This is a genomic window from Xylanimonas protaetiae (genome assembly GCF_004135385.1).
GTDB lineage: Bacteria > Actinomycetota > Actinomycetes > Actinomycetales > Cellulomonadaceae > Xylanimonas > Xylanimonas protaetiae.
On the sequence record NZ_CP035493.1, the window covers coordinates 1,032,188 to 1,056,786 of the forward strand.

A 24,599-nucleotide genomic window follows, 5' to 3' on the forward strand; every position below is an offset into this window, starting at 1 on the left:
GACGACGGGCGACGCGCCAGAACGCGGGACGGGCGGTCAGCTGCCCGTGAGGAACGCGTGCATGAGCGGCCCCGACGTCGTCGACCCCCGGTCGCCCACCTCGACGAACACGGCCACCGCGAGGTCACCGGCGATGGCGATCATCCACGTGTGCTGCTGCGTGCCGTCGCCGAACTGGGCCGTGCCGGTCTTGGCGCCGACGATGCCGGGGACGTCCTGGAGGACCGACGCGGAGCCGTTCTCCACGACCCCGCCCATGAGCTGGCGCAGCGTGTCGGCCTCGGCCGCCGTGAGCGCCGACGTCGGGACGTCCTTCGCCGTGGCGGGCGTCGCGGGCTTCACGAGCACCGGGTCGACGCGCTTGCCGGCCGCGACGGACGCCGCGATCCGGGCCATCGTGAACGGCGACGCCTCGATGCGGTCCTGCCCGATGAGGGTGGCCGCGTGCTGCGCGGGCGTCGCGTCGCTCGGCACGTTGCCGTAGAACACCGGGGCACCGACGGGCGTCTCGACGCCCAGGCCGAGGTCCTGCGCGGCGGTCACGAGGTCCTGCTGCGCGACGACGTCGTGCTGGCTGATCATCGCCGTGTTGCACGAGTGCGCGATGGCGGTGCGCAGCGGGATGTCGCCGAGCGCGCTCGACGGGTACTCCGGCACGTTCTGGAACTCGCGCCCGTTGACCGTGATGGTCGGCGTGCAGGGGATGGTGGTGTCGGGCGTGATGCCCTTGCGGCCGAACGCGAGCGCGTCCACGACCTTGAACGTCGAGCCGGGGGCGTACTTGCCGAGCAGCGCGGTGTCGAGGCCCTTGCTGCCCGGGCCCGACGCCGCCGCGAGCACGTCACCGGTGGACGGCCGGATCGCGACGATCGCCGCGGCCGACGTCGTGCTCGCGAGCACGGACTCCGCCCGCTCCTGGAGGCCGACGTCGAACGTCGTCTGCAGCGACGTACCGTTCACCGCTTCCTTCTTGTACAGCTCGCGGGGCTCGGTCGCGTCGTCCTGCGGGTCGACGGCGGTGACGAGGATCCCGGGCGAGCCGGTGAGCTGCACGTCGTACTGCTTCTGCAGGCCCGAGAGGCCGGTGACGTCGCCCTGCTTCACGCGGCCGTCCGACCCGGTGATGATCTCCTCGGTCGCCTCGCCCGACCGGCCGAGGATGGCGCGGGCGAACGTCGACGTCGGAGCGAGCGCCGCCTGGCCCTCGATGACGCCGACGCCCTTGGTCAGCCGCGCGGCGCCGACGTCGATCTGCGGCGACTCCTTGCGCACCGTCACGAGGTCGACGAACGCCTTGGCGCCGGCCTTGGCGACCTTCGCCGCGTAGGCGTCGGCGTCGACCGTGATGCCGCCGTCGTTGGCGAGCTGGGCGAGCGCGCGCGCGGCCCCGTCCCACTCGGCCGCCGAGGCGTGCGTCTTGTCGATGCCGATCCGCAGCACGTCGCGCGTCGTGACCAGGGGCTCGCCCGCGCCGTCGAGGATGTCGCCGCGCACGGGCGCGACCCGGTCCACCTTGAGGCGCTCGCCCGGCTGGAGGCCGGGCACGAGGACGTCGGGCTGCCACAGCGTGGACCAGTACCCCGGCTGGTCGGAGTCCTTCTCCGGCTCGACGTAGGTGAGCTCGGCGTCGGTCAGGTACGTCCAGGTGGCGTCGCCGCCCAGCGGCCACGTCCACTGCAGCTCGGCGGTGGCCTTGCGCCCCTTGTCGTCGCCCGTCTCGACCGTGGTCACCTTGTGGACGACGACGTCGGGCTTCTCGGCGCCCGCCGCGGTCAGCAGCGGCTCGAGGATCTCGCTGCGCTGGGTCTGCGGGTCGGCCGAGGTGTCCTGGTGGAGGTCGACACCGTCGAACGAGCCGCTCTGCAGGGCGCCCACGAACGCGTCGGCGGCCTTGTCGACGGACGGGATGTCGGACCCGGTGCAGGCCGCGAGCGGCAGCGCGAGCACGGGACCCAGCACCAGCGCGACGATGCGCGGGCGACGGCGCCGCGCCACGGCGCCCGGGCGCAGGGCGCGGTCTCGCTCAGGACGGGGACGCTGGATCCGGGCGATACCGGACGAGGTGGTCGCACGCACGTCGGCAGGCTAGCGGAACCCCCCGACATCGGACAGGGAGACCTCAGACCGCTGGCGCTGGCCTGACGACCGGCTCCCACGCCTCGCGCACGAGCGGCGCGGTGTCCTCGTCGACACGCCCGGCCCAGCCGCGCACCTCGGCGACCGTCGCCGCGAGCAGCTCGCGCAGCCGCCCGTCGGCGTCGGGCACGAACGCCTCGCTGATGCCCTGGACGGCCGTCGACACGACCGACGGGGCGGCGTCGCGGACGAACCGGCGCGGCTTGACGTGCGTGTCCGCGAGGAACCGGCGCGCCCACTCCGCCGTGCGCGGCACGCTGGCGAGCGCCGCGACGCTCGCGGGCTCGAGCGTCCCGGAGGGGCGCCCCTCGAGCTCGTCGAGCATGCGCTCGCAGCCGTAGATCGCCACGGCGAGGGTCTGCTGCCGGTCGGCGGGGCTGATGGCGATGGCCGTGCGCGCGGCGCGCAGCGCGATCCGCACGTCCCACGCCGGGTCCTCGCTCGTCAGGCCGATGACGCTCGGGATGAGCGGCGCGAGCTGCGGGCGCGACTCGTCGGACGTGAGGTCGTTGACCGCGCGGGCGAGCATCGCGAGCAGCGGGTGCGTGCACACGGGGTGGTCGCTCCATCGTTCCCCGGCGAGGAACGACGCGAGCTCCATGAAGCACGCGCCCTTCTTCGGGTTCCGGTGCTTGCCGCGGCCGAGCATGGGCAGCGCGTCGAAGGTCTGCATTTCCCACCACCACCTGCGTCCTGGAGTCCTGCGGGCTGACCTCCAGTGTGCGCGCGGTGTGACGCAGATCGCAATCGGACGTCCGCCCCGCGGTGACCAGCTGCTGAGATTCGGCCTTCGGCCGTGTCGGGGGGCGGTGGCACGATCAGGGACGTGCGCCGTTCCACGAGTGTGCCGCTGGTGGCCCGCGAGGCCGAGGTCGCGACGTTCCGCCGCGCCCTGGCGCGCGCGGGCGAGGGCCGGCCGGGCGTGCTGCTCGTGGGCGCCGACGCCGGGGTGGGCAAGACGCGCCTCGTCACGCACCTGGCCGGGCTCGCCGAGCAGGCGGGCGCGCGCGTCGTCGTCGCGCACTGCGTGGACCTCGGCGAGGTGGGCATCCCGTTCCTGCCGTTCTCGGAGGCGCTCGCGCTGCTGCGCGACGACGGCGGCGCCGTCGAGGCGGCGATCCGCGAGCGCCCCGCGCTCGGCCGGCTCCTCGACCCCGGGGTCGCGCCCGCCGCGCAGGTGGACGACGTCGCGGAGCGGCTCCAGCTGCTCGACGGCATCCGCTGCTGCCTGGGCGAGGCGGGCCGGGCCGGGGCACCGCTCGTGCTGGTGCTCGAGGACCTGCACTGGGCGGAGCCGTCGACGCGCGACGTGCTGCGCTTCCTCGTGGCGCGGCTGCGGGCCGAGCACCTGCTCATCGTGGGCACGTTCCGCACGGACGACCTGGACCGGCGCCACCCGCTGCGGCCGGTGCTCGCGGAGCTGTACCGCCAGCCGGCGGTCGAGCGCGTCGACCTGGAGCCGTTCACGGCCGACGAGCTGCGCCGGTTCACCACCGCGCTCGCGGAGGCGCCGCTGCCCGACGCCGAGTTCGAGCAGGTGCGGAGCCGGTCGGAGGGGAACGCGTTCTTCGCAGAGGAGCTGCTCGGCGCGGACGGCCCGTCGGAGGGCCTGCCGTGGTCGCTCAGCGACGTGCTGCACGCGCGCCTCCAGCGCCTCGACCCGACGGTGCACGAGCTGGCCCGCGTCGCGTCGGTGGCGGGCCGCCTCGTCAAGGAGGACCTGCTGCGCGCGACGGCGGCCCGGACGCGCACGTTCGAGGACCCCGCGGTGCTCGACGCGGCGCTGCGCGACGCCGTCGCGCACCAGGTCTTCGAGGTCGAGGGCAGCAAGCTGGCGTTCCGGCACGCGCTGCTCGCCGAGGCGCTCTACCTGGACCTGCTGCCGGGAGAACAGTCGCGGCTGCACCGCGCCTACCTGGCCACGCTGACCGACGACCCGTCGCTGGGCGGCCCCGCGCAGCGCGCGCACCACGCCCTCCGGGGCCACGACCTGCCGACGGCGCTCGCCGCGTCCCACGAGGCCGCCGCCCGGGCGGCGCGCGTGCTCGCCCCCGACGAGGAGCTCCGCCACCTCGAGCAGGTGCTCTCGCTGTGGGACGCCGTGCCCGACGCGGAGGCGCTCACGGGCGCCGACAAGGCCGACGTCGCGCTCGCCGCGTCCGAGGCGGCCAGCCGCGCCGGCCTGTTCTCGCGCGCGGACCAGCTCGCGCGCCGCGCCGTCGAGCATCTCGACGAGGACAAGCACCGGCAGGCCGTGGCACGCGACCTGCTCGCGCGGCACCTGCTCGACGAGGACCGCATCGACGACGCGTACGAGCAGGCGGAGCTCGCCGTCGCGCAGCTCGAGGCGGAGGACCCGTCGCCGGCCCTCGCGTGGGCCACCGCGCGGCGCGCCCGCGTGCTGCTCAACCTGGAGCGCGACGACGAGGCCGCCGCCGCCGCGACGCAGGCCGTGGAGGTCGCGTTCGCGGTGGGCGCGCCCGGCGCGGAGGCCGACGCCCTGACGACGCTCGCGATCCTCGAGGCCGACGACCCGGACGCCGCGGCCACGCTCCTGGCCACGGCCCGCGCCCGCGCGGCCGACGCCGGCGAGCTGCTCGCCGAGCTGCGCACGACGCAGAACCTGTCGACCACGCACTTCTACGGCGGCGACCTCGACCGCGCGGACGCCGTGGTCTCCGAGGGGGTCGAGCGCGCGGACTCGACCGGCCTGTCGTGGAGCTCGGCGGGGCAGCAGCTCCACGTGCTCGACGAGCTGTTCCGCTACGTGCGCGGCGACCTCGCCGCGCGGCCGCTCCCCGCGGGCCTGCCCGCCCCGGCCGTCCCGTTCCTCGCGTCCGTGCAGCTCTACGCGGCCGTCGCGCGCGGCGACGCCGACGCCATCGCCCGCTGCGAGGCGCTGCGCCCCGCGTGGGAGCGCGACGGCCAGATCGCCCTGTACGCGGGCGGCACGCTCGTGGACGCGCTCACCTGGGCGGGCCGGCACGACGACGCCGTCGCGACCGCCGTCGAGGTCGCGGAGTTCCTCGGCACGGTGTGGTCCGAGTTCTTCCTGGGCCGCATCTGGATCAGCGCGCTCGCGCTCGCCGCCCTGGCCGACGCCGCCGAGCTCGTCCCGGCGGGCTCGGGCGCGCGGGAGCGCGACGCGGCCCGGGCGCGGCTGCTCGAGGTGGGCGGCACGCTGGGCGAGGTCGCGCACACCACCGCCGTCCGCGGTCGCCCGCGCGGCGGGCAGCTCGGGCCCGAGGGCCGCGCGTGGCTGCTGCGCGCCGACGCCGAGCTGGCCCGGCTGCGCGCCGCGGCGTCGGGCGCCCCCGCGGACCCGGCGCTGTGGGAGGCCACGGTGCGCGAGTTCGGCTACGGCTACCGGTACGAGGAGGCCCGCTCGCGGTTCCGCTGGGCGCAGGCGCTGCACGCCGTCGCCGACGGCGCGGCCGCCGCGCGAGAGGCCGCCGTCGCGCTCGCGGAGGCCGACGCCATGGGTGCCGCGCCGCTGGCCGGGGCCGTGCGCGAGTGGGCGCGCCGGGCCCGCGTCGTCGTGCCCGGGACGCCGCGCCGGGCGCACGAGGCCGTGCTCACGGACCGCGAGGAGGAGGTGCTCTCCCTGGTGGCCGAGGGGCTGTCCAACCGGCAGATCGGCGAGCGGCTCTTCATCAGCACCAAGACGGTGAGCGTCCACGTGTCCAACCTGCTGGCGAAGCTCGGCGTCTCGGGGCGGGCCGAGGCCGTCGACGTCGCCCACCGGCGCGGGCTGCTGAGCGTGTGACAGGGCCGGTCCGCAGGGGCGCACGTTCCGCGCCGTCGGTGGAGCGAACCCGCGATCTGCACCATCCTGGGGCGATGGCCACGAACGCGCAGGCTGCCTCGCAGCCCCGCCTGGGCCTCACGCACGCCGACGACGCGTTCGACCGCATCGCACGGCTCGTGCGCCGCCAGCTCGACGTCTCCATGGCGACCGTCGCGCTCGTCGCCCCCGACGGCCTCGTGCTCCCCGGCGCCCTGGGCATGCCCGAGCCGTACCAGACCACGCGCCGCCTCGACCACGCGGCCACGCTCACGCAGCGCGTCGTCGAGACCGGCAGCCCGATCGTGCTCCGGGACGTCACGACGAACCCCGAGGCGGCCGCGGTGTGCCGGCTCTTCGGGGCGGGCAACGGCGCCGTCGTCGTGCTGCCGGTGCACGCGGCCGACGACGTCCCCGTCGGCGCGCTCGTCGCCATGGACACCTCGCCGCGCGAGTGGACGGGGGCCGACCTCGCCACGCTCGCCGACCTCGCGGCGTCGTGCTCCGGCGAGATCCGGCTGCGCACGGAGCGCGAGCGCGCGCGGCAGGCGGAGCGCGCGGCCCGCCGGGAGCAGCGGCGCTCGCAGCTGCTGCTGAGCCTGTCGGAGGCGTTCGCGGGCGCGACGACGGCCGTGCAGGTCGAGCGGGCGCTGCGCGGCGTCGTCGCGCGCGGGACGGGCGCGTCCGCGAGCTACCTCGCGCTCGTCGAGCCCGACGGGCGCGGGGTGACGTTCGTCTCGGGCGTGCCGGACATCGCGCCCCAGGCGGCGGGCGGCGGCGGGTCGATCAACCCGCTGCGGGCGCGGACCGACTCGAACCTGCCGGTCTGCGAGGTGGCCCGCACGGGCGTCCCCCTGTTCTTCGCAGGGGCCGGAGAGCTGCTCGCGCGCTACCCCGGCCTGGCGGGGCTGCTGCGCAACGACGGCGCGTGCTCGGTCCTGCCCGTGCACGCCGACGGCCGCGTCGTCGCGGTCGTCTGCACGCGGTGGGACATGCCGCGCGCGCACGACGCCGACACCTCGTCGCTCGAGGCGACGCTGACGCCGTACGTCGCGCACGCCCTGGACCGCGTCGCGCTGCTGGAGGCGCGCCGGCAGGTGGCCACGACGCTGCAGGACGCGCTGCTCACCGACCCGCCGGCGGTCGCGCACCTCGACATCGCGACGACGTACGAGCCCGCGACGCGCACCGACCAGGTGGGCGGCGACTGGTACGACGTCGTCGCCGTCGACGACGACACGACGCTGCTGATGATCGGCGACGTCGCCGGGCACGACATGCAGGCCGCCGCGCACATGGGCCAGCTGCGCTCCATGCTGCGCGCGCTCGCGTGGAGCCACGACGAGACGCCGTCGGTGCTGCTGACCCTGCTCGACCGGGTGAACCACCAGCTCGGGCCGCGGGCGGGCGCGACGGCCGTCGTCGTCCGGCTGGAACGGCTGCCCGTCGTCGGCGAGCACCCGCACACGCCGGGGACGTACGCCGTGACCTGGTCGAACGCCGGGCACCCGCCGCCGCTCGTGCTGCGCGCGGACGGCACCGTGGAGGTGCTGCGCCCGAAGTCGGACCTGCTGCTGGGGGTGGTGCCGGCCGTCGAGCGCACCGACCACGCCACGATGCTGCGGCCCGGCGAGACGCTGCTGCTGTACACGGACGGGCTCGTCGAGGCGCGCGGGACGATGCTCATCGACCGGATCGACCTGCTCGCCCGGACGCTGCGCGCGTCGGCGTCCGTCGCGACCGCCGCGCTGCCGGGCACGCTCGTGCGCGCGCTCGTGCCCGCGCTCGCGCCGCAGCGCGACGACGTCGCGGTGCTCGCCGTGCGGGCGCGCGTCGCGGCCGTCCCCGACTTCGCGTCCTCGGAGGCGGCGGCGTCGCTGGCCGTCCTCTCGGAGGAGTCGGCGGCGTCCGCGGCGTCGGCGTCGACTCCACCGTCGCCCGACGACGCGGCGCCGTCCGTCGGCTCGGTGGTGCGGGCCGAGCGGCGGGTCGCGGAGTCGCTGGCGGAGCTGGGGCCCGCGCGGCGCTGGATCGACGACATCCTCGAGACGTCCGGGGTGGCGCAGCGCGAGCGGCGCACCGCCATGCTGCTCTCGAGCGAGCTGCTCACCAACGCCCTCGAGCACGGGGGCGGACCCGTGACGGCGATGGTCGAGGTGGACGCCGTGACCGCGCTCGTGCGCGTGGGCGTGCGCGACGCCTCCCGCGTGCGCCCGCAGCTGCGCCACCCCGAGCCGCACGAGCTGTCGGGACGCGGCGTGGAGTTCCTCGAGCGGCTCGCGGCGCGGTGGGGCGTCATCGACCACGCGGGCACCGAGACCGTGGGACGGCACGGTCAGGACCTCACCGGCAAGACGGTGTGGTTCGAGCTGCGACCCGGGCAGCGTGTCAGACCCCGGGCGTAGCGTGTGACCCATGACACAGACGCTCGCGGACGAAGACCTCGCGTCGACGCTCGACGCGTACCGGTCGGAGCTGACCGGGTACTGCTACCGCCTGCTCGGCGGCGCCTCGGACGCCGACGACGCGGTCCAGGAGACGATGCTGCGCGCCTGGCGCGCCTACGACCGGTTCGAGGGGCGCTCGTCGCTGCGCTCCTGGCTGTACCGGATCGCGACCAACGTGTGCTTCGACCAGCTCGGCTCCGCCGCGCACCGGCGCGAGCGGCCCATGGGGCTGGGCGCCGCGCAGCCCCCAGAGCTCGAGCGGTTCGGCGACGTGCTGCCCGAGGAGCGCTGGGTCGAGCCCGTGCCCGACGACGCCGTGCTGCCCCGGTCGGGCGACCCCGCGCAGATGGCCGTCGGCCACGAGTCGATCCGGCTCGCGTTCGTCGCCGCGCTCCAGCACCTGCCCCCGCGCCAGCGGGCGGTGCTCGTGCTGCGCGAGGTGCTGCGCTGGTCGGCCGCGGAGGTCTCGGACCTGCTCGACATGAGCGTGGCGGCCGTGAACTCCGCGCTGCAGCGGGCCCGCGCGACGCTGGGCGAGAAGGCGCCCACGCCCGAGACGACCGCACCCCTGCCGGGCGAGGCGTGGCGCGACGCGCTGCTGGAGCGCTATCTCGACGCGTTCGAGCGCTACGACATGGACGAGCTGGTCAAGCTGCTGCGCGAGGACGCGCTGCTCAACATGCCGCCGTACTCGATGTGGGTCCAGGGCCGCAGCAACGTCGTCACGTGGATGCTCGGCCCGGGCGCGGAGTGCCGCGGCTCGCGGTGCATCCCCGTGCGGGCCAACGGCTCGCCGGCGTTCGGGCAGTACCGCCCGGACCTCGCCCACGGCGGGTACTACGCGTGGGGCCTGACGGTCCTCGAGGTGGACGCCGAGGGCCTGGTCCGCGGCATCACGGCCTTCCTGGACACGGAGGCGTGGTTTCCGCGCTTCGGCCTGCCGCTGCGCCTCGACGACGACGCGGCGTGACCGCGGAGGCCCCTAGCCTCCCGCCACCGCCAGCACGACGCCGATCCCGGCGGCCACCGCCGCCACCGTGAGCACCAGCGTTCCCAGGGTGTTGAGCAGCGCCCGCCACGGACGACCGCCGCGGGCGAGCGTCACGCTCTCGACCGTCGCCGTGGAGAACGTGGTGAACCCGCCGCAGATGCCGGTCGCGAGGAACAGGCGCCACGGCTCGAACTGCTCCGCCCCGACGGTCAGCACCAGCCCGGTGATCACACCGATGAGGAGCGACCCCAGGACGTTGACGACGATGGTGCCGCGCGGCATGACGGAACGGCGCCGGGTGCGGATGGTGTCCGCGAGCCAGAACCGCGCGGCGGCACCCAGCCCGCCGCCGACGGCGACGACGAGGAACGCGAGCGGCGCGCTCATGCCCCGGCCCCCGCCTGCCGCGGCGCCGTGACGCCGTCGTGCCCCGACGCGGCAGCGTCGCCCTGCCCCGGCGCGGCAGCGTCGTCCCGCCCCGGCGAGCCCGCCTCGCGCAGCAGCCGGCCCGTCGACGACGGCGGGACGCGCTGCGCCAGCAGCACGCCGACGACGGCGGCCAGCGTCCCGGCGACGAGCGTCGCGGCCATGTACCCCACCGCGACGAGCACCGCGCCGTCGTGCAGCAGGCGCTCGGTCTCGAGCGCGAACGAGGACCACGTGGTGAACCCGCCCAGCACGCCCGTGCCGAGCGTGAGGCGGAGGCGCTGCAGGCGCCGGGACTCCGGCCCGCGCCGCGCGAGCGCCTCCAGCAGGAACCCGAGCAGCAGCGCGCCGACGACGTTGACGACGAGCGTCCCGAGCGGCCACCCGGACCCGGTGGGCGGCAGCGCGAGCGCGACGGCGTACCGGGCCACCGACCCGGCGGCCCCGCCGAGCGCCACGAGCCCGAGGAGCCGCGGGTCGCGGTGCGGTGGCGGGGGCGGGACGGGGCTGGTCACGCGCCCCATTGTGCCGCTCGGCGGCGCCGGCACCGGCGCGCGTGGCGTGGAACCCCGGCGGGGCGTCGGGCCCGCGTGGGACCCTGCTGCCGTGAGCCTCCTGCTGCTGGACACCGCGTCGCTCTACTTCCGCGCGTTCTACGGCGTGCCCGACACGCTGCGCTCGCCCCGCGGCGAGCCCGTCAACGCGATCCGCGGGCTGCTCGACACCATCGCGTTCCTGGTCACCGAGCACCGTCCGGACCGCGTGGTCGCGTGCTGGGACGACGACTGGCGACCGGCGTGGCGCGTCGAGCTCATCCCGTCGTACAAGGCGCACCGCGTCGCCGTGCCCGGCGCCGGGGCAGGCGGCACCGACGTCGAGGAGGTGCCCGACCTGCTGTCCCCGCAGGTTCCCGTCATCGCGTCGGTGCTCGAGGCCCTCGGCATCGCCCGCGTCGGCGCACCCGGCTACGAGGCTGACGACGTCATCGGCACGCTCGTGGCCCGCGAGGTCGCGGCCGGGCGCGCGCCGACGTCGATCATGACGGGCGATCGCGACCTGTTCCAGCTCGTCGACGACGCCGCCGGCGTGCGCGTCCTGTACCCGGCGCGCGGCGTGCGGGACCCCGACGTCGTCGACCAGGCGCGGCTCGCCGAGAAGTACGGGGTGCCGTCGGGCGCCGCGTACGCCGACCTGGCCGTGCTGCGCGGCGACCCGTCCGACGGGCTGCCCGGCGTCGTCGGGATCGGGGAGAAGACGGCGGCCGGGCTGCTCGCGCGGTTCGGCACGCTCGGCGGGATCCTCGCCGCGCGCGACGCCGGGTTCGGGCTCACCCCCGCCCAGCAGCGGCGGCTGACCGAGGGCGCGGAGTACCTCGCGGTGGCCCCGAAGGTCGTGCAGGTCGCCCGCGACGCCCCGCTCCCCGAGGTCGACGGCACGCTGCCGCGCGCGGCCGCGTTCCCGGAGGCGCTCGGGCTGCTCACCGACCGCTGGGGCCTGCGCTCGAGCGTCGCCCGCGTGCTCGCGGCCCTCGCCGGCTGAGCCGCCGCCCGGTTGCGGGCGGTCCGCCGCTCAGTTGCGGGCGGTCCCGTCGTCTGGGGTACTGACGGAAGAGCCATCACCTGGAGGAGACATGCCCGCACGCGGTCCGGTGCCCGACGGCGCCCCCGTCTGGTTCGACCTCGCGACGCCGGACCTCGACCGGTCCGTCGCGTTCTACACCGCCCTGTTCGGGTGGGAGCACACGTCCTACGGCGCGGAGTTCGGCGACTACGGCCAGCTCACCAAGGACGGTCAGGTCATCGCGGGCGTCGGGCCGCTCATGTACCCCGAGCAGGCGGCCGTCTGGGGCGTCTACCTGCGCACGTCCGACGCCGACGCGACGGCCGAGAAGGTCCGGGCCGCCGGGGGCCAGGTGTCCTTCGGACCCGAGGACATCCCCGGGCAGGGCCGGTTCCTCAACGCCGTCGACCCGGCCGGCGCCGAGATCGGGTTCTGGCAGCCGGGCGGCCAGGACGGTTTCGCCCTCGTGGGCGAGCACGGCGCCCCGGCCTGGTTCGAGACGTGGACGAACGACTACGACAAGGCCGTCGCGTTCTACGCCGACGCGGCCGGCTGGCCCGTCGCCACCTTGTCCGACACCCCGGAACTCCGCTACACCACGTACGGCGAGGGCCGCGACGCCGTCGCCGGCATCTACGACGCGACGGCCGAGCTCGCCGCCAACGGCGGCTCGTCCGGCTGGGCCGTCTACCTGGGCGCGGACGACGTCGACGCGACCGCGGCGCGGGCGCGCGAGCTCGGCGGGACGGCGCCGGGCGAGCCCGTCGACACCCCGTACGGCCGCCGCATCGCCGTGGCGGACCCGCACGGGACGTGGTTCCAGCTCATCTCGGTGTGAGACGCGCGATGCCCTCGCGTGAGACCACGCGAGGGCATCGCACACGTCGTGCGGCGGGCGTCAGCCCGTGTTCTGCAGGCCCGCGGAGACGCCGTTGACGGTCAGCAGCAGCAGGTGCTGCCAGCGCTCGCGGCGCGCGGCGGCGTCCTGCGACGACTCCGAGGCGCCGTCGGTGCGCAGCGCGCGCAGGGCGCGCACCTGGAGCAGCGAGAGCGCGTCGACGTAGGGCGAGCGCAGCTGCACGGCGCGGCCGAGCACGCGGCGCCCCTCGAGCGGCCAGTGGTTGCCCGTCACCTTGAGCACCCACTCGCGCGTCAGGCGCAGCTCGTCGAGCACCTGCTGGGCGAGGTCGTCGCGGTCGCCGAGCCGCAGGTACATCTGGGCGATGCGCTCGTCCGTCTTCGCGATCGACATCTCGACGTTGTCGAGCAGCGTGTTGAACAGCGGCCACTCGCGGAACGCCGCCCGGAGCTCCTCGAGCCCGTCGGGACGCGACGCGGCGTACGAGCTCAGCGCGGTGCCCAGGCCGTACCAGCCGGCCAGGTTGATGCGCGCCTGCGACCACGAGAACACCCACGGGATCGCGCGCAGGTCGTCGAGCGAGTTGACGGACAGGCCGCGCTTGGCGGGGCGCGAGCCGATCGCCAGCATGCCGACCTCCTCGAGCGGGGTCACCTGGGCGAACCACTGCGGGAAGCCCTCGGAGCGCACCAGGTGGTGGAACCGCTCGCGCGAGGCGACGTCGAGCGCGGCGGCCAGCTCGGCGAACCGGGCGGTCGACTCGGCGTTGTGCTTCTCGACCGACGGCGCGGACGCGAGGAGGGTCGCCGCGGCGACCTGCTCGATGTGGCGCATCGCGATGGCCGGGTCGCCGTAGCGGGCCAGGATGACCTCGCCCTGCTCGGTGAGCTTGAAGCGTCCGGCCACCGAGTGCGGCGGCTGGGCCAGCACCGCGCGGTTGGCGGGGCCGCCGCCGCGGCCGAGCGAGCCGCCGCGGCCGTGGAACAGGGTCAGCTCGATGTCGTGCCGGTCTGCCCACTCCGCGATGCGCGACTGCGCGGTGTGCAGCGCGAGCGTCGCGGCCACGGGGCCGACGTCCTTCGAGGAGTCGGAGTAGCCGAGCATGACCTCGACCTTGCGGCCGTTGGCGGCGAGGCGCTCCTGCACCTGCGGCAGCTCGAGCATCGCCTCGAGGATCTCGACGGACCCCTCGAGGTCGGCGAAGGTCTCGAAGAGCGGGATCGCGTCGATGACGGGGCGCTCGTCCGGGTCCGGGAACGCGAGCTCGGCGAGCTGGTAGACGGCGGCCATGTGCTCGGGCGCCTGCGTGAACGACACGATGTAGCGGCGGGCGGCGCGCTCGCCGTACCGGTTCTGCACGTAGCCGAGGGCGCGGAACGTGTCGAGCACCTCGCGCGTGCGGTCGCTCAGGTCAGGGCTGTTGACGCCCTTCTCGGCGATCTCGGCGAGCGACTCCTCGTGCACCTGCGAGTGCTGGCGCACCTCGAGCTCGGCCAGGTGGAACCCGAAGGTCTGCACCTGCCAGATGAGCTTCTGCAGGCTGCCGTAGGCCAGGCGCGGGGCGCCCGCGGCCACGAGCGAGTCCTGCACGGTGCGCAGCTCCGCCTCGAGCCTCTCGGCCGTCGCGTAGGCGAGGTCGGCGTCGCGACGCCGCGTGGCGGCGATGCGCTCGGCGATGACGAGCAGCGCGGCGCGGTGCGGCTCGTTCGGCGACTCCTCCTGCGCACGCGCGGCGGCGTCGGCGGAGAGCTGGCGCAGCCGGTTCCAGAGCCCCACGAGGGCGTCCGACGGCGGGGTGTCGCCGGCGGCCACCGTGAGCTTGCGGGCGGTGGCGAACGCCTCGCCCTCGAGCGCCGCGAGGGCGTGGTCGGACGCCAGCGCGGCCGCCTCCCGGGTGACGGACGACGTGACGTTCGGGTTGCCGTCGCGGTCGCCGCCGATCCACGTGCCGAGGCGTACGAACGGGCGCACCACGGGCGTGTGGCGGCCCGCCTCGTCGCCCAGCAGCCAGTCGTCCAGGCGGCGGTACACCTCGGGGAACGTCTGGAAGAGCGTCTGGTCGAACACGCCGACGGCCGACTTGACCTCGTCGATGACGGTCGGCTTGGCCGGGCGCAGCGGCTGGGTGCGCCACAGGACGTCGATCTCCGCGAGGAGGTGGCGGTCGAGCTCGGCCAGGGCGGTGCCGGCGGGGTGCAGCGTGTCGCGCTCGGCGAGCAGGTCGCCGATGCGGCGGATCGCGCGGGACACCGCACGACGGCGGGCCTCCGTCGGGTGCGCCGTCAGGACCGGGCGGAACTCGAGCTCCTGGAGCCGCCGGAGCGCCTCGTCCCGGCCCACCTCGGACGCGAGCTGGTTGAACGCGCGCGGGATGGTCTCCTCGATCACGGAGGCCTCGAGCTCGTGGTCGCGGGCACGCAGCACGCGGACGCGGTGGTACTCCTCGGCGAGGTTCGCCAGGTGGAAGTAGCACGTGAACGCGCGGGCGACGTGGTCGGCCCGGTCCAGGCTGAGGGACTCGACGTGCGCGGCCGCGGCCGCCAGCGCGTCGGCGTCGTCCCCGAACGCGCGGATGGTCAGCTCGCGCAGGTGCTCGACGTCGTCGAGCAGGTCCTGGCCGCCGGCCTCCTTGAGGATCGTGCCGAGCAGGCCGCCCAGCAGGCGGATGTCGTCCCGCAGCGGGTCGGGCATCTCGTAGCGCGCGACGACACGCTCGGTGGCTTGCGGATAGATCTCGCTCACGGCCAAGAGACTATGCCGAGGAGGTCAAATCGCGGACATCGCGTCCGCTCCATGGTCGCTGGGGAGTCTGCCCGGCGACGTCGGACGACGTCCGGGCGGTGTCCGGCAGCCTGCCGCCGGTGGTCACGACGGTGTAGACACGTGCCCATGACTCACCCCCATCACGCCACGTCGGGCCGCGTCGTCGTCACCGGGTCGAGCGGGCGCCTCGGGCCCGCCGTCGTCCGGCATCTCGCGGAGCACGGCTGGGACGTCGTCGCCGTCGACGTCGCACCGCCGCGCGAGCCGCAGCCCGCGAAGTTCGTGCGCGCGGACCTCACCGACCTCGGCCAGGTGGTCGAGATCCTGACCGGGTTCGACGAGTCGGCGCCGGTCACCGCCGTCGTGCACCTGGCCGCGATCCCGGCGCCCGGCCTGGCGCCCGACGCCGCGACGTTCGCCAACAACGTGCCGGCCACCTACAACGTGTTCCGGGCCGCGCGCGTCGCGGGCGTCAAGAACGTGGTGTGGGCGTCGAGCGAGACCGTGCTGGGCCTGCCGTTCGACGTGCCGCCGCCCTACGTGCCCGTCGACGAGGAGTACACCGTGCGCCCCGAGACGACGTACTCGCTCGGCAAGGCGGTCGAGGAGGAGATGGCGCGGCACCTGACGCGCTGGGACCCGGCGCTCAAGCTCGTCGGCCTGCGGTTCAGCAACGTCATGCTCCCCGAGGACTACGACCGGTTCCCCGGCTGGCAGGACGACCCGCGCAAGCGCGCCTGGAACCTCTGGGGCTACATCGACGCGCGCGACGGCGCCCAGGCCGTGCGCCTCGCGCTGGAGGCCGACCTCACGGGCTGGGAGGCGTTCATCGTCGCCAACGCGGACACCGTCATGGAGCGCGACTCGGCCGACCTGCTCGCCGAGCACTTCCCCGACGTCCCCCTCAAGCGCCCGGTCGAGGGCCGCGAGACGCTGCTGAGCATCGACAAGGCGCGCCGCGTGCTCGGGTACGAGCCGCGCTTCGCGTGGCAGGACCAGGTCGACGTGCTGGAGGACTGACGAGCGCGCTGGCGATCGGCGGGCGACGGCAGCGAGCGGCGGGCGACGGCAGCGATCGGCGGGCGACGGCAGCGATCGGCGGGCGACGGCAGCGATCGGCGGGCGACGGCAGCGATCGGAACGTGGGACTCGGATCGGAACGTGCCTTGGAATGCACGTTCCGATCCGAGTCCCACGTTCCGATCGCCGCGTCCCTACAGCGTCGCCGACGCCAGCGGCTCCGGGCGGCCCGCGACCGCGATCTCGATCCGGTCCACCGAGGCGAGCGGCACCGCCGACGACGCCCCCAGGCCCGTGACCTCGCCGCCCGCCGTCGTCCACGTCGCCGTGACGACGCGCGTGCCCGCCTGGTCGACGAGCACGAGCTCGTACGTGACGGGCTCCGGCGCGGCGGGACCGCCGTCCGGGCCGTACCCGGCGTCCGGCGGCGGGGTGCCCGATGGGCCGTCGTACCGGCAGCTCCACGCCAGGCGCGTGCCCCAGGCCATGGGCGTCGCCGTCAGGGTCGCACGCAGGCCCGTGCCGCCCACGGGCTGCAGCTCCACGTCGCGTGCGACCGCGGCGGCGGGCGGCGCCGTCGTGCCCGACGACGGCGGAGTCTCGTCGGACCACCAGCCCCCGCCCGCGAGGCCTCCGGCCACCCCGGCGACGACGGCGATGCCGGCGGCCGCGGCGACGAGCCCCCCGCGCCGCCGCGAGCGCCGCCGCCGGGCCGCGGCGGCGAGCGCGCTGATCGGGACGACGTCGGCGGGGGCGGCGGCGAGCGCGGTGCCGGGGAAGTCGCTACCTGGAACGCCCGTGGAGGCACCGGCAGCGAGCGCGGTGCGGACGCGGATGGCCGCGGCCGCGTCCACGCCGGAGACAGCCGCGCCAGAGACACCCGACACGTCGTCGTCGGGGACGCCAGAGGGGCCACCGAGGCCGGGGACCGGGCCGTGGGCTCGGGCCCCCGGGCCCGAGCACCCGCACGGCCCGGCGCGGGCGCCCCGGCCCCGGTGGCGGACGTGGCCGGCTGCGAGCCCGACGACGCGGACCCCGACGGCTGCGAGCCCGACGACGATGAGCCCGCCGACGGCGAGCCGTACGGGAGCGAGCCCGACGACGGCGAGCCGTACGGGAGCGAGCCCGACGACGGCGGGCCGTACGGGAGCGAGTCGAGCGGCACCGACGCGAGCAGCCCGGGCAGCGCCGCGAGCTCCGCGACGGCCGTGCGGCACGCCTCGCAGGTCCCCAGGTGGGCCGCGTACTCGCGGCGCTCGGCGGGGGCGAGGGCGCCCAGCACGTAGGCGGCGTCCCACTCCGCGTACCTGTCGGTCATGGCGTGACCCCCCTCTCCTGGAGCGACAGCCGCAGCGCGCGCAGCGCGTAGTGCATGCGGGACTTGACGGTGCCGGGCGGGATCTCGAGCTCGTCGGCGAGCTCCGCGACCGACCGGCCCCCGTAGTACGCGCCGACGACGACCGCGCGGTGCTCCGCACTGAGGCCCGCGAGGGCGTCGGCGACGAGCCACTGGTCGAGCACCTCCTGCGTCCGGTCCGGCTCGGCCCGCTCGGGCACGACGCCGGTGGAGCGCTCGTGGGCGTGCCGGGCGCTGCGGTACTGGTCGACCACCAGGTGCCGGGCCACGGTGAACAGCCAGGCGCGGACGCTGTCCTCGGAGCGCTCGAGCACCTCCGGGTGCCGCCACGCGCGCAGCAGGGTCTCCTGCACGACGTCCTGCGCCTGCTCCTCGTCGCTCGTCAGGTGGCGCACGTAGCGCTGCAGCGCCGCGGCGTGCGTGCCGTGGACGGCGGCGAGCAGCGCGTCCCCCGTGGGCGGGCGGTGCCCCCGGCCGGGCATGTCAGCCTGCCGGCGCCAGGAGCAGGGAGAACTCGACCGACCCGGTGTGCTCCACCTCGACGAAGCCGAGGGACGGGGCCGCGACGTCGTAGTCCGCGAACGTGAGCGGGACGCTGCCGACCACCTGGACGGCGTCGTCGCCCTGCTGCCCGATCTCCGCCTCGACCGTGACCGGGCGGGTGACGCCGTGGATCGCGAGGTCGCCGGTGAGGTCGACGACGGTGGCGCCCGCGTCGAGCGTGGCGGGCTGGGTGAGGGTGAACGTGGCGGTCGGGAACTGGTCGGTGGCCAGCGCGGACGTGCGGAAGTAGAGGTCGCGGGGCGGCTGGTCGGTGTGGACCGACGTCATGTCGACCGTCACCGTGGCCTCGGTGAGCGCGCCGCCGTCGAGCGTCACGGACGCCTCGACCTGCTCGGTGCGGCCCGTGACGGTGGCGTGGTTGCCGCGCAGCACCTCGTCGACGCGGTACCCGGCGAACGATCCCGGCTGTGCCGTCCAGGTCCCGTCGAGCGAGGTCGGCTCGGCCAGGGCGTCCCCGGAGGCGTCGAGCACGGGCGCGGCCTCCGCGTTGCGGTTCTGCCAGTCGGCGTACAGGCCCGGCCCCCACACCACGCCCGCGACCACCACCGCCGCCAGCACCCCGCCGGCCCAGACCGCCACCTTGCCTCGCGTGCGCACCGTCGTCCCCCTCCACGTCGTGCCCTCTCAGCACGACGACGTCGGAACATGCTTCCTGGTTCAGCTGTGCATCTTCAACTGTGCACCGATGTGCCCGGGACGGCGCCGCAGGTGAACCGCGCGGCCGCCGGCGCCGTCGTCGTAGGGGACGACAACGGAAGGGGACGAGAGCATGCGCAAGGTGACCTACGCGCTCGCGGCGGCAGCCGTCGTGGCCGGGCTGGCGGGCTGCGCGAGCGGCAGCAGCGGCGACAGCGGCGACTCGGGCGCCACGGAGGCGCCGAGCGTCGCGGCGGGCACGGTGCTGACCACGGCCGACAGCGACCTGGGGCGGATCGTCGTCGACAAGGACGGCATGGCCGTCTACGTCTTCGGCAAGGACACGCCCGGCTCGGGCGCGAGCGCCTGCACGGGCGACTGCCTGGCGGCGTGGCCGCCCGTCCACGCGGACGGCGACACCCCGAAGGCGGAGGGCGTCACGGGCGACCTGGGCACCATCCAGGGCAACGACGGCGAGCTCCAGGTCACGCTCGACGGGCGACCGCTCTACCTCTACGCGGGCGACGGCTCCCCCGGCGACGTCGCCGGCCAGGGGCTCAACGACCTCTGGTGGGTGCTGGCGCCGAGCGGCGAGGAGGTCACCCAGATGCCGACGACGAGCAGCATGCCGGGGTACTGACCAGGCGCCTCCGGGCGGCGCCCGGGCCGGTGTCGGGCCCCGCCCCTAGGGTGGTCGGCATGAGCATCCGCATCGGGGCGCACGTCGACGGCGCGGACGCCGTCGCGCAGGCGCAGGCGATCGGGGCCGAGGTGGCGCAGGTGTTCCTCGGCGACCCGCAGTCGTGGAAGGTGACCGGCTCGGGCTACGCGGGCGGCGAGGACCGGCTGCGCGAGGACGCCGCGGCGGCGGGCATCGACCTGTACGTCCACGCCCCGTACGGCATCAACGTCGCGTCCACCAACAACCGGATCCGCATCCCGTCGCGCAAGCTGCTCCAGGCCACGCTCGAGGGCGCGGCGGCCATCGGCGCGAAGGGCGTCGTCGTGCACGGCGGGCACGTGACCGCCAAGGACGCGCCCGACGTCGGGTTCGACAACTGGCGCAAGGCCGTCGACTCGCTCGACACCGACGTGCCCGTGCTCATCGAGAACACCGCGGGCGGCGACCTGGCGATGGCCCGCCACCTCGAGCGGATCGAGCAGCTGTGGGCGGCCGTCCAGGCGAGCCCCAACGCGAGCGTCGTCGGGTTCACGCTCGACACGTGCCACGCGTGGGCGGGCGGGCTCGACCTCGCCACCGCCGTCGCCGACATCACGGCCATCACGGGCCGCATCGACCTGGTGCACGCCAACGACTCGCGCGACACCGCGGGCTCGGGCGCCGACCGGCACGCCCACTTCGGCGACGGGACCATCCCGGCAGAGCTGCTCACGGGCGTGATCACGGCCGCGGGGGCGCCCGTGGTGTGTGAGACGCACGGCGACATGGGGCCGGACATCGCCTGGCTGCGGGAGCGGGTCGGCTGAGGCGCGCGGCTCACGCCACGCGCACCACGCGGTCGTCGTCGAAGCAGAGCAGCCGCCCGACGACCGCCGCGCACACGGACTCCGGCGCGACGACCTCCTGGGCGGCCGCGGCGTCGAGGTGCCAGGCGACCGTGCCGGTGCGGACGTCGTACGCGGTCCACTCCGGCTGCGCGACCGGGCCGTAGAACCCGGGAGTGACGACGACGAGCCGGCGCCCGTCGGTCCACGCGCCCCGCAGGAACGACCACGCCCCGAACCCGAACCCGGCGACGGGCACCCGCCACAGCGCCACCCCCACGCGCTCGTCGAGCGCGACGAGCTCGCCGCCGCCCTCGGCCGGCTTGCGCACGAGCACGACCACGCCGTCGGCGCTCGCGACCGCGCCCTGCGCCGGAGGCTGGTCGGGCACCTCCCACCGGACGGTCCCGGCTGCGGACACCGCCCACAGCCGGGCGCTGTCGTGGGCCACGAGGACGCCGCGCCCGCGGGCGTCGGGCTCGCCCGTCAGGTCGAGGACGCCGCGCCCGTCCGTGGCCCACGGGTCCAGGACGCCGCCGCGCAGCCCCACGACCTTGCGGCCCGCGAGGTCGTACACCGTGGTGGGCCGGGTCCCGGCGACGGTCCACCCCGACGGCGACCGGCCCGTGACGACGCCGAGCCCGCGTCCGGCGAGCGACTGCACGATCGGCCCGGGCGACGCCGCCTTCCGCCCGGTCGGGACGGTGGCGACGACCCCGCCGCCAGCCGTGACGACCAGGTCGACGCCGCACAGGCGCAGGATCATCCCGTCGTCGACGACCCGGCTCGACGTCGCCGCGACGTCGAGGCGCGGCGACCCGTCGGGGCCTGTCGAGGTGCAGCGGTCGGGGCCGGAGCCCTGCGAGACCCAGCCGCCGGGCACCGAGACGTGCCACAGCACCTCGCCCGTGACGGCGTCCTCGGCCGTGACGTGGTGCACCGGTGCCGTGAACCCGCCCGTGAGCTGCGACCCGGTGAAGAGCTGGCGCACCCCGACGCCGTCCGGCTCCGCGCCCACGTGGTCGACCCGCAGCAGCACCCCGCCGGGACCCGGCAGCACGCTCGTGCGCGCGTCCACGCCGTCGGGCGCCCGCGTGGTGGTGGTCCCGTCCGGCGCGACGACGACGACGCGCGAGCGCACGCCCCGGCCCGTGGTGCACACGAGCCGCGGCTGGGCGCGGGGCAGCGCCAGGCGCTCGTAGCTGAGGCTGACCGCCCCGACGCCGCAGTCGGCGTAGCCGCCGAGGGGCACCTCCCAGCGCTCGGCGCCCGAGTCGAGGTCGAGGGCGTGGAGCACGGTCTCCGGCCGGGCGCCCGTGGGCGGGACGGCCAGGACGACGACGGGGCCGCGCCCGGCGTCGAGCACGCCGACGGGCGTCACCTGCGTCGCGCGCTGCCCGGGCGGCCGCGCAGCGGCGTCGAACGACCGGCTCCACAGCGCGCTGACCGGGACCGACAGGTCGGCGACCCCGCCCGCCGAGGCCTGCAGCCGGGCCTCCGCGGCCCGCTCGCGCAGCACCTGGGCGCCGGCGCCCGCCCCGGCGAAGAGCACGAGGGCGGCCACCCCGGCGACGAGCTGGAAGGGTGTGCGCCGGCGCAGCCAGCCGCTCGCGCCGCGAGCCGCGCGCGTGAGCACGGCGGGCGCGACCTGGACGGGCAAGGCGGGAACGCCAGGGACGGGCACCGTAAGGACGGGCAACCCGGGCTCCGGCGCGAACGACGGCGCGCCGGGGACGAGGACGTCGTCGTCCGGCACGAGCTCGAAGACGAGCCCCTCCGTGAGGTCACGGCGTGCCACGCCTCCAGCGTAGGCAGCCAGGCGGACGCGCGGCGGTCGAGCCGCGGGTCACCCCGCAGTCCCCACGGTCACGCCGCCGTCATCGCGGGGCGCGGGGCGCGAGCAGGGTCAGCGTCCCCTCCCGCGCCCACGCCGTCTCCCCGCCGGGCAGCGTGCCTGCCACCACCGTGTCCGTGGCGGTGTACGCGAGCAGGCGCCCGTCGACGGCGAGGAGCCGCAGCGGGTCGCCGGTCGCCGGGGGCGCGGCGGTCCAGGTCTCGCCCGTGCGCAGGTCCACGCCCACGACGTGCGTCACGGCACCCTGGCCCATCCCGGTGCCGACCGCGAGCACGGCGACACGGCCGTCCGTGACCACCTCCGGCTGCCCGACCGCCGTGAGGCCGCCCGGCAGGCGGACGTTCCAGGTCGCGGCGCCGTCGTCGGCGCGCTGGGCGACGAGCGTCCGGTTGTCGGCGCCGAGGCTCAGCACGACGCCGCCCGCCCGGGCCAGCACCGTGGTGACGCGCGGGCCGGTGCCGGACCGGCCTCCCGCCGGCCAGACGCGCGCCCCGTCCGCACCGAGCGCGACGAGGTGCCCGGAGCCGTCGAGCACCAGCCGCTGCGGTGCCGGGCCGTCCGTGGCGACGGGGAGCGCCGCCACGGACGGCACCGTGAACCGGACGGCGCCGCGCGCGTCGAGGAACGCGGACGTGTCGCCCACGCGCGCGAACCCGCCGGACGGGTCGGGCACCAGGGCGTCCTGCACGGAGCCCGGCGGCGCGGTCAGGGGCGCCCCGTCGGGCAGGTAGTCCGCCGCGACGCCGCAGCCCTCGACGTCCACGACCGTCGCCGAGACCCGGACGGTGGCCTCCGTGTGCACGCGGAACCCGGCATCCTGGTCCGGGGCCAGGCCGCACGTGCGGACGTCGGCGACGGGCCGGAACGGGATGTCCGCGACCCAGCGGGCGTCCCCGGTCACGGCGTCGGTCACGGTCAGCCGGACGCCCTGGCCCACGAGGAGCCCGTCGGGGTAGAAGGCGGTCAGGTCGCTCTCGTCGAGGATCGGGGCCGGGGGCGGCACCTCGCCCGTGCGCTGCACGTCGAGCAGCCCTCCGCCGGCCAGCGGGTGCAGGTCGTGGCCCGTCGCGTCGCCGAGGTCGCGCTGCCCGACGACGTCGCCGCGCGCGTCGATGACGGTGACGCGCCGGTCCGCGGCGGGCCCGGCGAGGCAGGTCAGCGTCGTGGGGGTTGCCGCGCGCTCGCCGGCGACGGCCGCCGGCCCGCAGTCGACCTGCCCGCCCAGCGCGTGCCGCCACGCCTCGCGACCGTCGGCGAGGCGCAGCCCGACGACGTCGCCGCCGTCGGCCGTCACGACCGTCCCGGGGAGCGCGCCGAGCACCTCGCCGGTGAGCGGCGTCGTCCAGGCGGCCGTGAGGCCGCCGTGGCCCAGGTCGCGCACCCCGCCCGGGGACGCGACGACGGCCGCGACCCGCGCACGCTCGGCGGCGTCCGCCCGCGCGTGCCGGACCGCGACCGTCACGCCCGCGGTCCCGCCGACGACGACGGCCACCGCCGTGCCGAGAGCGACCAGGCGGCGGCGCGGCTGCCGCGCGAGGAGCGCCCGGGCGCTCCGGGCGGCGGCCCGCACCGGGTCCGCGAGCGCCGGGACCCGGCCGCCGCGAGCGCCGCCCGGACCGGCGCCAGATCCGTCCTCGGGCCCGGCGCCCGGTCCGGTGCCAGTCACGGAGCCGGTCACGGCGGCGGCGTCCGGCCCGGCCTCGTCGGGCTCGAGGTCGAACAGGAGCATGGTGTCGCGGCGAACCATCCGCGCAGGCTAGAGCCTCCGCCTGTGCGGGGGAAGGGCGGTGCCTGGTCGCTGCCCGAGCCCCTGGCCGCGGGGCCGGTCCCGGTGCAGGCTAGGAGCACCCGTCCGGAAGGAGTCCTCGTGAGCATCTCCCTGTGCGCCACCTGCGGCGTCGAGCACGCGTCCCGCCCGCCCGTCTGCGCGATCTGCGCGGACGAGCGCCAGTGGGTGCCGGCTGACGGCCAGCGTTGGACCACGCTCGAGGAGCTCGCCGCGGCGGGCGCGTCCGTGACGGTCGCGGAGCTCGAGCCGTCGCTGTGGGCGCTGGAGGTCGCGGGCGTCTCGATCGGCATCGGGCAGCAGTCGAAGCTGCTGGTCACGCCCGCAGGGGCGCTCCTGTGGGACCCGCTGCCGTTCGTCGACGACGCCGCCGCGGCCCGCGTGCGCGAGCTCGCCGGGGACGCCGGGGTGGTCGCCGTGGCGGCGTCGCACCCGCACATGTTCGGCGCGCAGCTCGAGTGGTCGCGGCTGCTGGGCGGCGTGCCCGTGCTGGTCAGCCGGGCGGACCTCGACTGGGTGGCCCGGCCCGGCGCTGCGCTCGAGGCGTGGGAGGGCGAGCGGGAGCTCCTGCCTGGGGTGACGCTGACGCAGCCGGGCGGTCACTTCCCCGGCTCCGCCGTCGTGCACTGGGCGGGCGGCGCGGGCGGGCGCGGGGTGCTGCTCAGCGGCGACACGATCTTCGCCAATCCCGACCGCGTGTCCGTGAGCTTCATGCGCTCGTACCCGAACCGCATCCCGCTCTCGGGCCGCGTCGCGGAACGGGTCGCGGCCCACGTGGCCCGCTTCAGCTTCGAGCGCCTCTACAACAACTTCGACGGCGTCGTCCCGCGTGACGCCCGCGACGTCGTCGTCCGCTCGGCGCGCCGCCACCGCGAGTGGGCGGACGGGGACCACGACCACCTGACGTGA

General features: G+C 76.2%; 19 protein-coding genes and 1 pseudogene. 9 read left to right on the forward strand and 11 right to left on the reverse strand.

Going from position 1 to position 24,599, the window contains the following annotated elements; genetic code table 11:
- Positions 1 to 36: 36 nt before the first annotated feature.
- Both ET471_RS04665 and ET471_RS04670 read right to left on the reverse strand, forming a co-directional pair.
- Positions 37 to 2,076, reverse strand: a complete 2,040-nt coding sequence (locus ET471_RS04665) for a penicillin-binding transpeptidase domain-containing protein (RefSeq protein WP_242496420.1) — start codon at positions 2,074 to 2,076, stop codon at positions 37 to 39.
- Positions 2,077 to 2,119: 43 nt separating this feature from the next.
- Entirely contained in the window at positions 2,120 to 2,809 is a 690-nt protein-coding gene (locus ET471_RS04670; RefSeq protein ID WP_129186818.1) for a hypothetical protein, read from the reverse strand.
- Positions 2,810 to 2,962: 153 nt separating this feature from the next.
- On the opposite strand from ET471_RS04670, the gene ET471_RS18775 reads away from it, so the two are divergent.
- The 3 genes from ET471_RS18775 (at position 2,963) to ET471_RS04685 (ending at position 9,337) form a co-directional block, all read left to right on the forward strand.
- The gene (locus ET471_RS18775) at positions 2,963 to 5,902 is read left to right on the forward strand and encodes a helix-turn-helix transcriptional regulator (protein ID WP_280949906.1); all 2,940 of its coding nucleotides are present in this window, start codon (positions 2,963 to 2,965) and stop codon (positions 5,900 to 5,902) included.
- 74 nt (positions 5,903 to 5,976) lie between these two features.
- Positions 5,977 to 8,325, forward strand: a complete 2,349-nt coding sequence (locus ET471_RS04680; protein WP_129186819.1) for a SpoIIE family protein phosphatase — start codon at positions 5,977 to 5,979, stop codon at positions 8,323 to 8,325.
- A 10-nt stretch (positions 8,326 to 8,335) separates the two neighbouring features.
- On the forward strand, positions 8,336 to 9,337 hold the full coding sequence (locus tag ET471_RS04685; RefSeq protein WP_129186820.1) for a sigma-70 family RNA polymerase sigma factor: 1,002 nt from the start codon (positions 8,336 to 8,338) through the stop codon (positions 9,335 to 9,337).
- 12 nt (positions 9,338 to 9,349) lie between these two features.
- On the opposite strand, the gene crcB (ET471_RS04690) is transcribed toward ET471_RS04685, so the two are convergent.
- Both crcB (ET471_RS04690) and crcB (ET471_RS04695) read right to left on the reverse strand, forming a co-directional pair.
- Entirely contained in the window at positions 9,350 to 9,745 is a 396-nt protein-coding gene (gene crcB / locus ET471_RS04690; protein WP_129186821.1) for a fluoride efflux transporter CrcB, read from the reverse strand.
- The gene (gene crcB / locus ET471_RS04695; RefSeq protein ID WP_342586075.1) at positions 9,742 to 10,299 is read right to left on the reverse strand and encodes a fluoride efflux transporter CrcB; all 558 of its coding nucleotides are present in this window, start codon (positions 10,297 to 10,299) and stop codon (positions 9,742 to 9,744) included. Before crcB (ET471_RS04695) ends, crcB (ET471_RS04690) begins: the two co-directional genes overlap by 4 nt.
- A gap of 91 nt (positions 10,300 to 10,390) precedes the next feature.
- Here crcB (ET471_RS04695) and ET471_RS04700 point away from each other — a divergent pair, with 91 nt between their 5' ends.
- Positions 10,391 to 11,323, forward strand: coding sequence for a 5'-3' exonuclease (locus ET471_RS04700; protein WP_129186823.1), 933 nt, complete (start codon positions 10,391 to 10,393; stop codon positions 11,321 to 11,323).
- Positions 11,324 to 11,414: 91 nt separating this feature from the next.
- Complete coding sequence (locus ET471_RS04705; RefSeq protein ID WP_129186824.1) at positions 11,415 to 12,182, forward strand: VOC family protein; 768 nt, start codon at positions 11,415 to 11,417, stop codon at positions 12,180 to 12,182.
- A 60-nt stretch (positions 12,183 to 12,242) separates the two neighbouring features.
- Here the strand turns inward: ET471_RS04705 and ET471_RS04710 are convergent, their stop codons facing one another.
- Positions 12,243 to 14,894 (reverse strand): phosphoenolpyruvate carboxylase, encoded by a 2,652-nt coding sequence (locus ET471_RS04710; protein ID WP_129190717.1) that lies wholly within the window; start codon positions 14,892 to 14,894, stop codon positions 12,243 to 12,245.
- Between the two features lie 198 nt (positions 14,895 to 15,092).
- Here ET471_RS04710 and ET471_RS04715 point away from each other — a divergent pair, with 198 nt between their 5' ends.
- Positions 15,093 to 15,986 (forward strand): NAD-dependent epimerase/dehydratase family protein, encoded by an 894-nt coding sequence (locus tag ET471_RS04715; RefSeq protein WP_129186825.1) that lies wholly within the window; start codon positions 15,093 to 15,095, stop codon positions 15,984 to 15,986.
- A gap of 194 nt (positions 15,987 to 16,180) precedes the next feature.
- On the opposite strand, the gene ET471_RS18400 is transcribed toward ET471_RS04715, so the two are convergent.
- From ET471_RS18400 to ET471_RS04735, 4 genes and pseudogenes are all read right to left on the reverse strand, one after another.
- Positions 16,181 to 16,873, reverse strand: a complete 693-nt coding sequence (locus ET471_RS18400) for a hypothetical protein (RefSeq protein WP_242496562.1) — start codon at positions 16,871 to 16,873, stop codon at positions 16,181 to 16,183.
- Between the two features lie 359 nt (positions 16,874 to 17,232).
- Positions 17,233 to 17,304, reverse strand: a pseudogene (locus ET471_RS18780) (hypothetical protein); the annotation flags it as partial.
- Complete coding sequence (locus tag ET471_RS04730; RefSeq protein ID WP_129186828.1) at positions 17,301 to 17,825, reverse strand: sigma-70 family RNA polymerase sigma factor; 525 nt, start codon at positions 17,823 to 17,825, stop codon at positions 17,301 to 17,303. The pseudogene ET471_RS18780 and the gene ET471_RS04730, both read right to left, overlap by 4 nt.
- Position 17,826: 1 nt before the next feature.
- Positions 17,827 to 18,504 (reverse strand): YceI family protein, encoded by a 678-nt coding sequence (locus ET471_RS04735; protein ID WP_129186829.1) that lies wholly within the window; start codon positions 18,502 to 18,504, stop codon positions 17,827 to 17,829.
- A 172-nt stretch (positions 18,505 to 18,676) separates the two neighbouring features.
- Here ET471_RS04735 and ET471_RS04740 point away from each other — a divergent pair, with 172 nt between their 5' ends.
- Positions 18,677 to 19,183 (forward strand): COG4315 family predicted lipoprotein, encoded by a 507-nt coding sequence (locus tag ET471_RS04740; protein WP_129186830.1) that lies wholly within the window; start codon positions 18,677 to 18,679, stop codon positions 19,181 to 19,183.
- A gap of 59 nt (positions 19,184 to 19,242) precedes the next feature.
- Complete coding sequence (locus ET471_RS04745; RefSeq protein WP_129186831.1) at positions 19,243 to 20,031, forward strand: deoxyribonuclease IV; 789 nt, start codon at positions 19,243 to 19,245, stop codon at positions 20,029 to 20,031.
- A 10-nt stretch (positions 20,032 to 20,041) separates the two neighbouring features.
- Here ET471_RS04745 and ET471_RS04750 read toward each other — a convergent pair whose 3' ends face one another.
- Together ET471_RS04750 and ET471_RS04755 are read right to left on the reverse strand one after the other, a co-directional pair.
- Complete coding sequence (locus ET471_RS04750; protein ID WP_129186832.1) at positions 20,042 to 21,847, reverse strand: PQQ-binding-like beta-propeller repeat protein; 1,806 nt, start codon at positions 21,845 to 21,847, stop codon at positions 20,042 to 20,044.
- Positions 21,848 to 21,926: 79 nt separating this feature from the next.
- The gene (locus ET471_RS04755) at positions 21,927 to 23,651 is read right to left on the reverse strand and encodes an outer membrane protein assembly factor BamB family protein (RefSeq protein WP_129186833.1); all 1,725 of its coding nucleotides are present in this window, start codon (positions 23,649 to 23,651) and stop codon (positions 21,927 to 21,929) included.
- Between the two features lie 120 nt (positions 23,652 to 23,771).
- On the opposite strand from ET471_RS04755, the gene ET471_RS04760 reads away from it, so the two are divergent.
- Positions 23,772 to 24,599: an MBL fold metallo-hydrolase gene (locus ET471_RS04760; protein WP_129186834.1), complete on the forward strand. Its 828-nt coding sequence runs from the start codon at positions 23,772 to 23,774 to the stop codon at positions 24,597 to 24,599.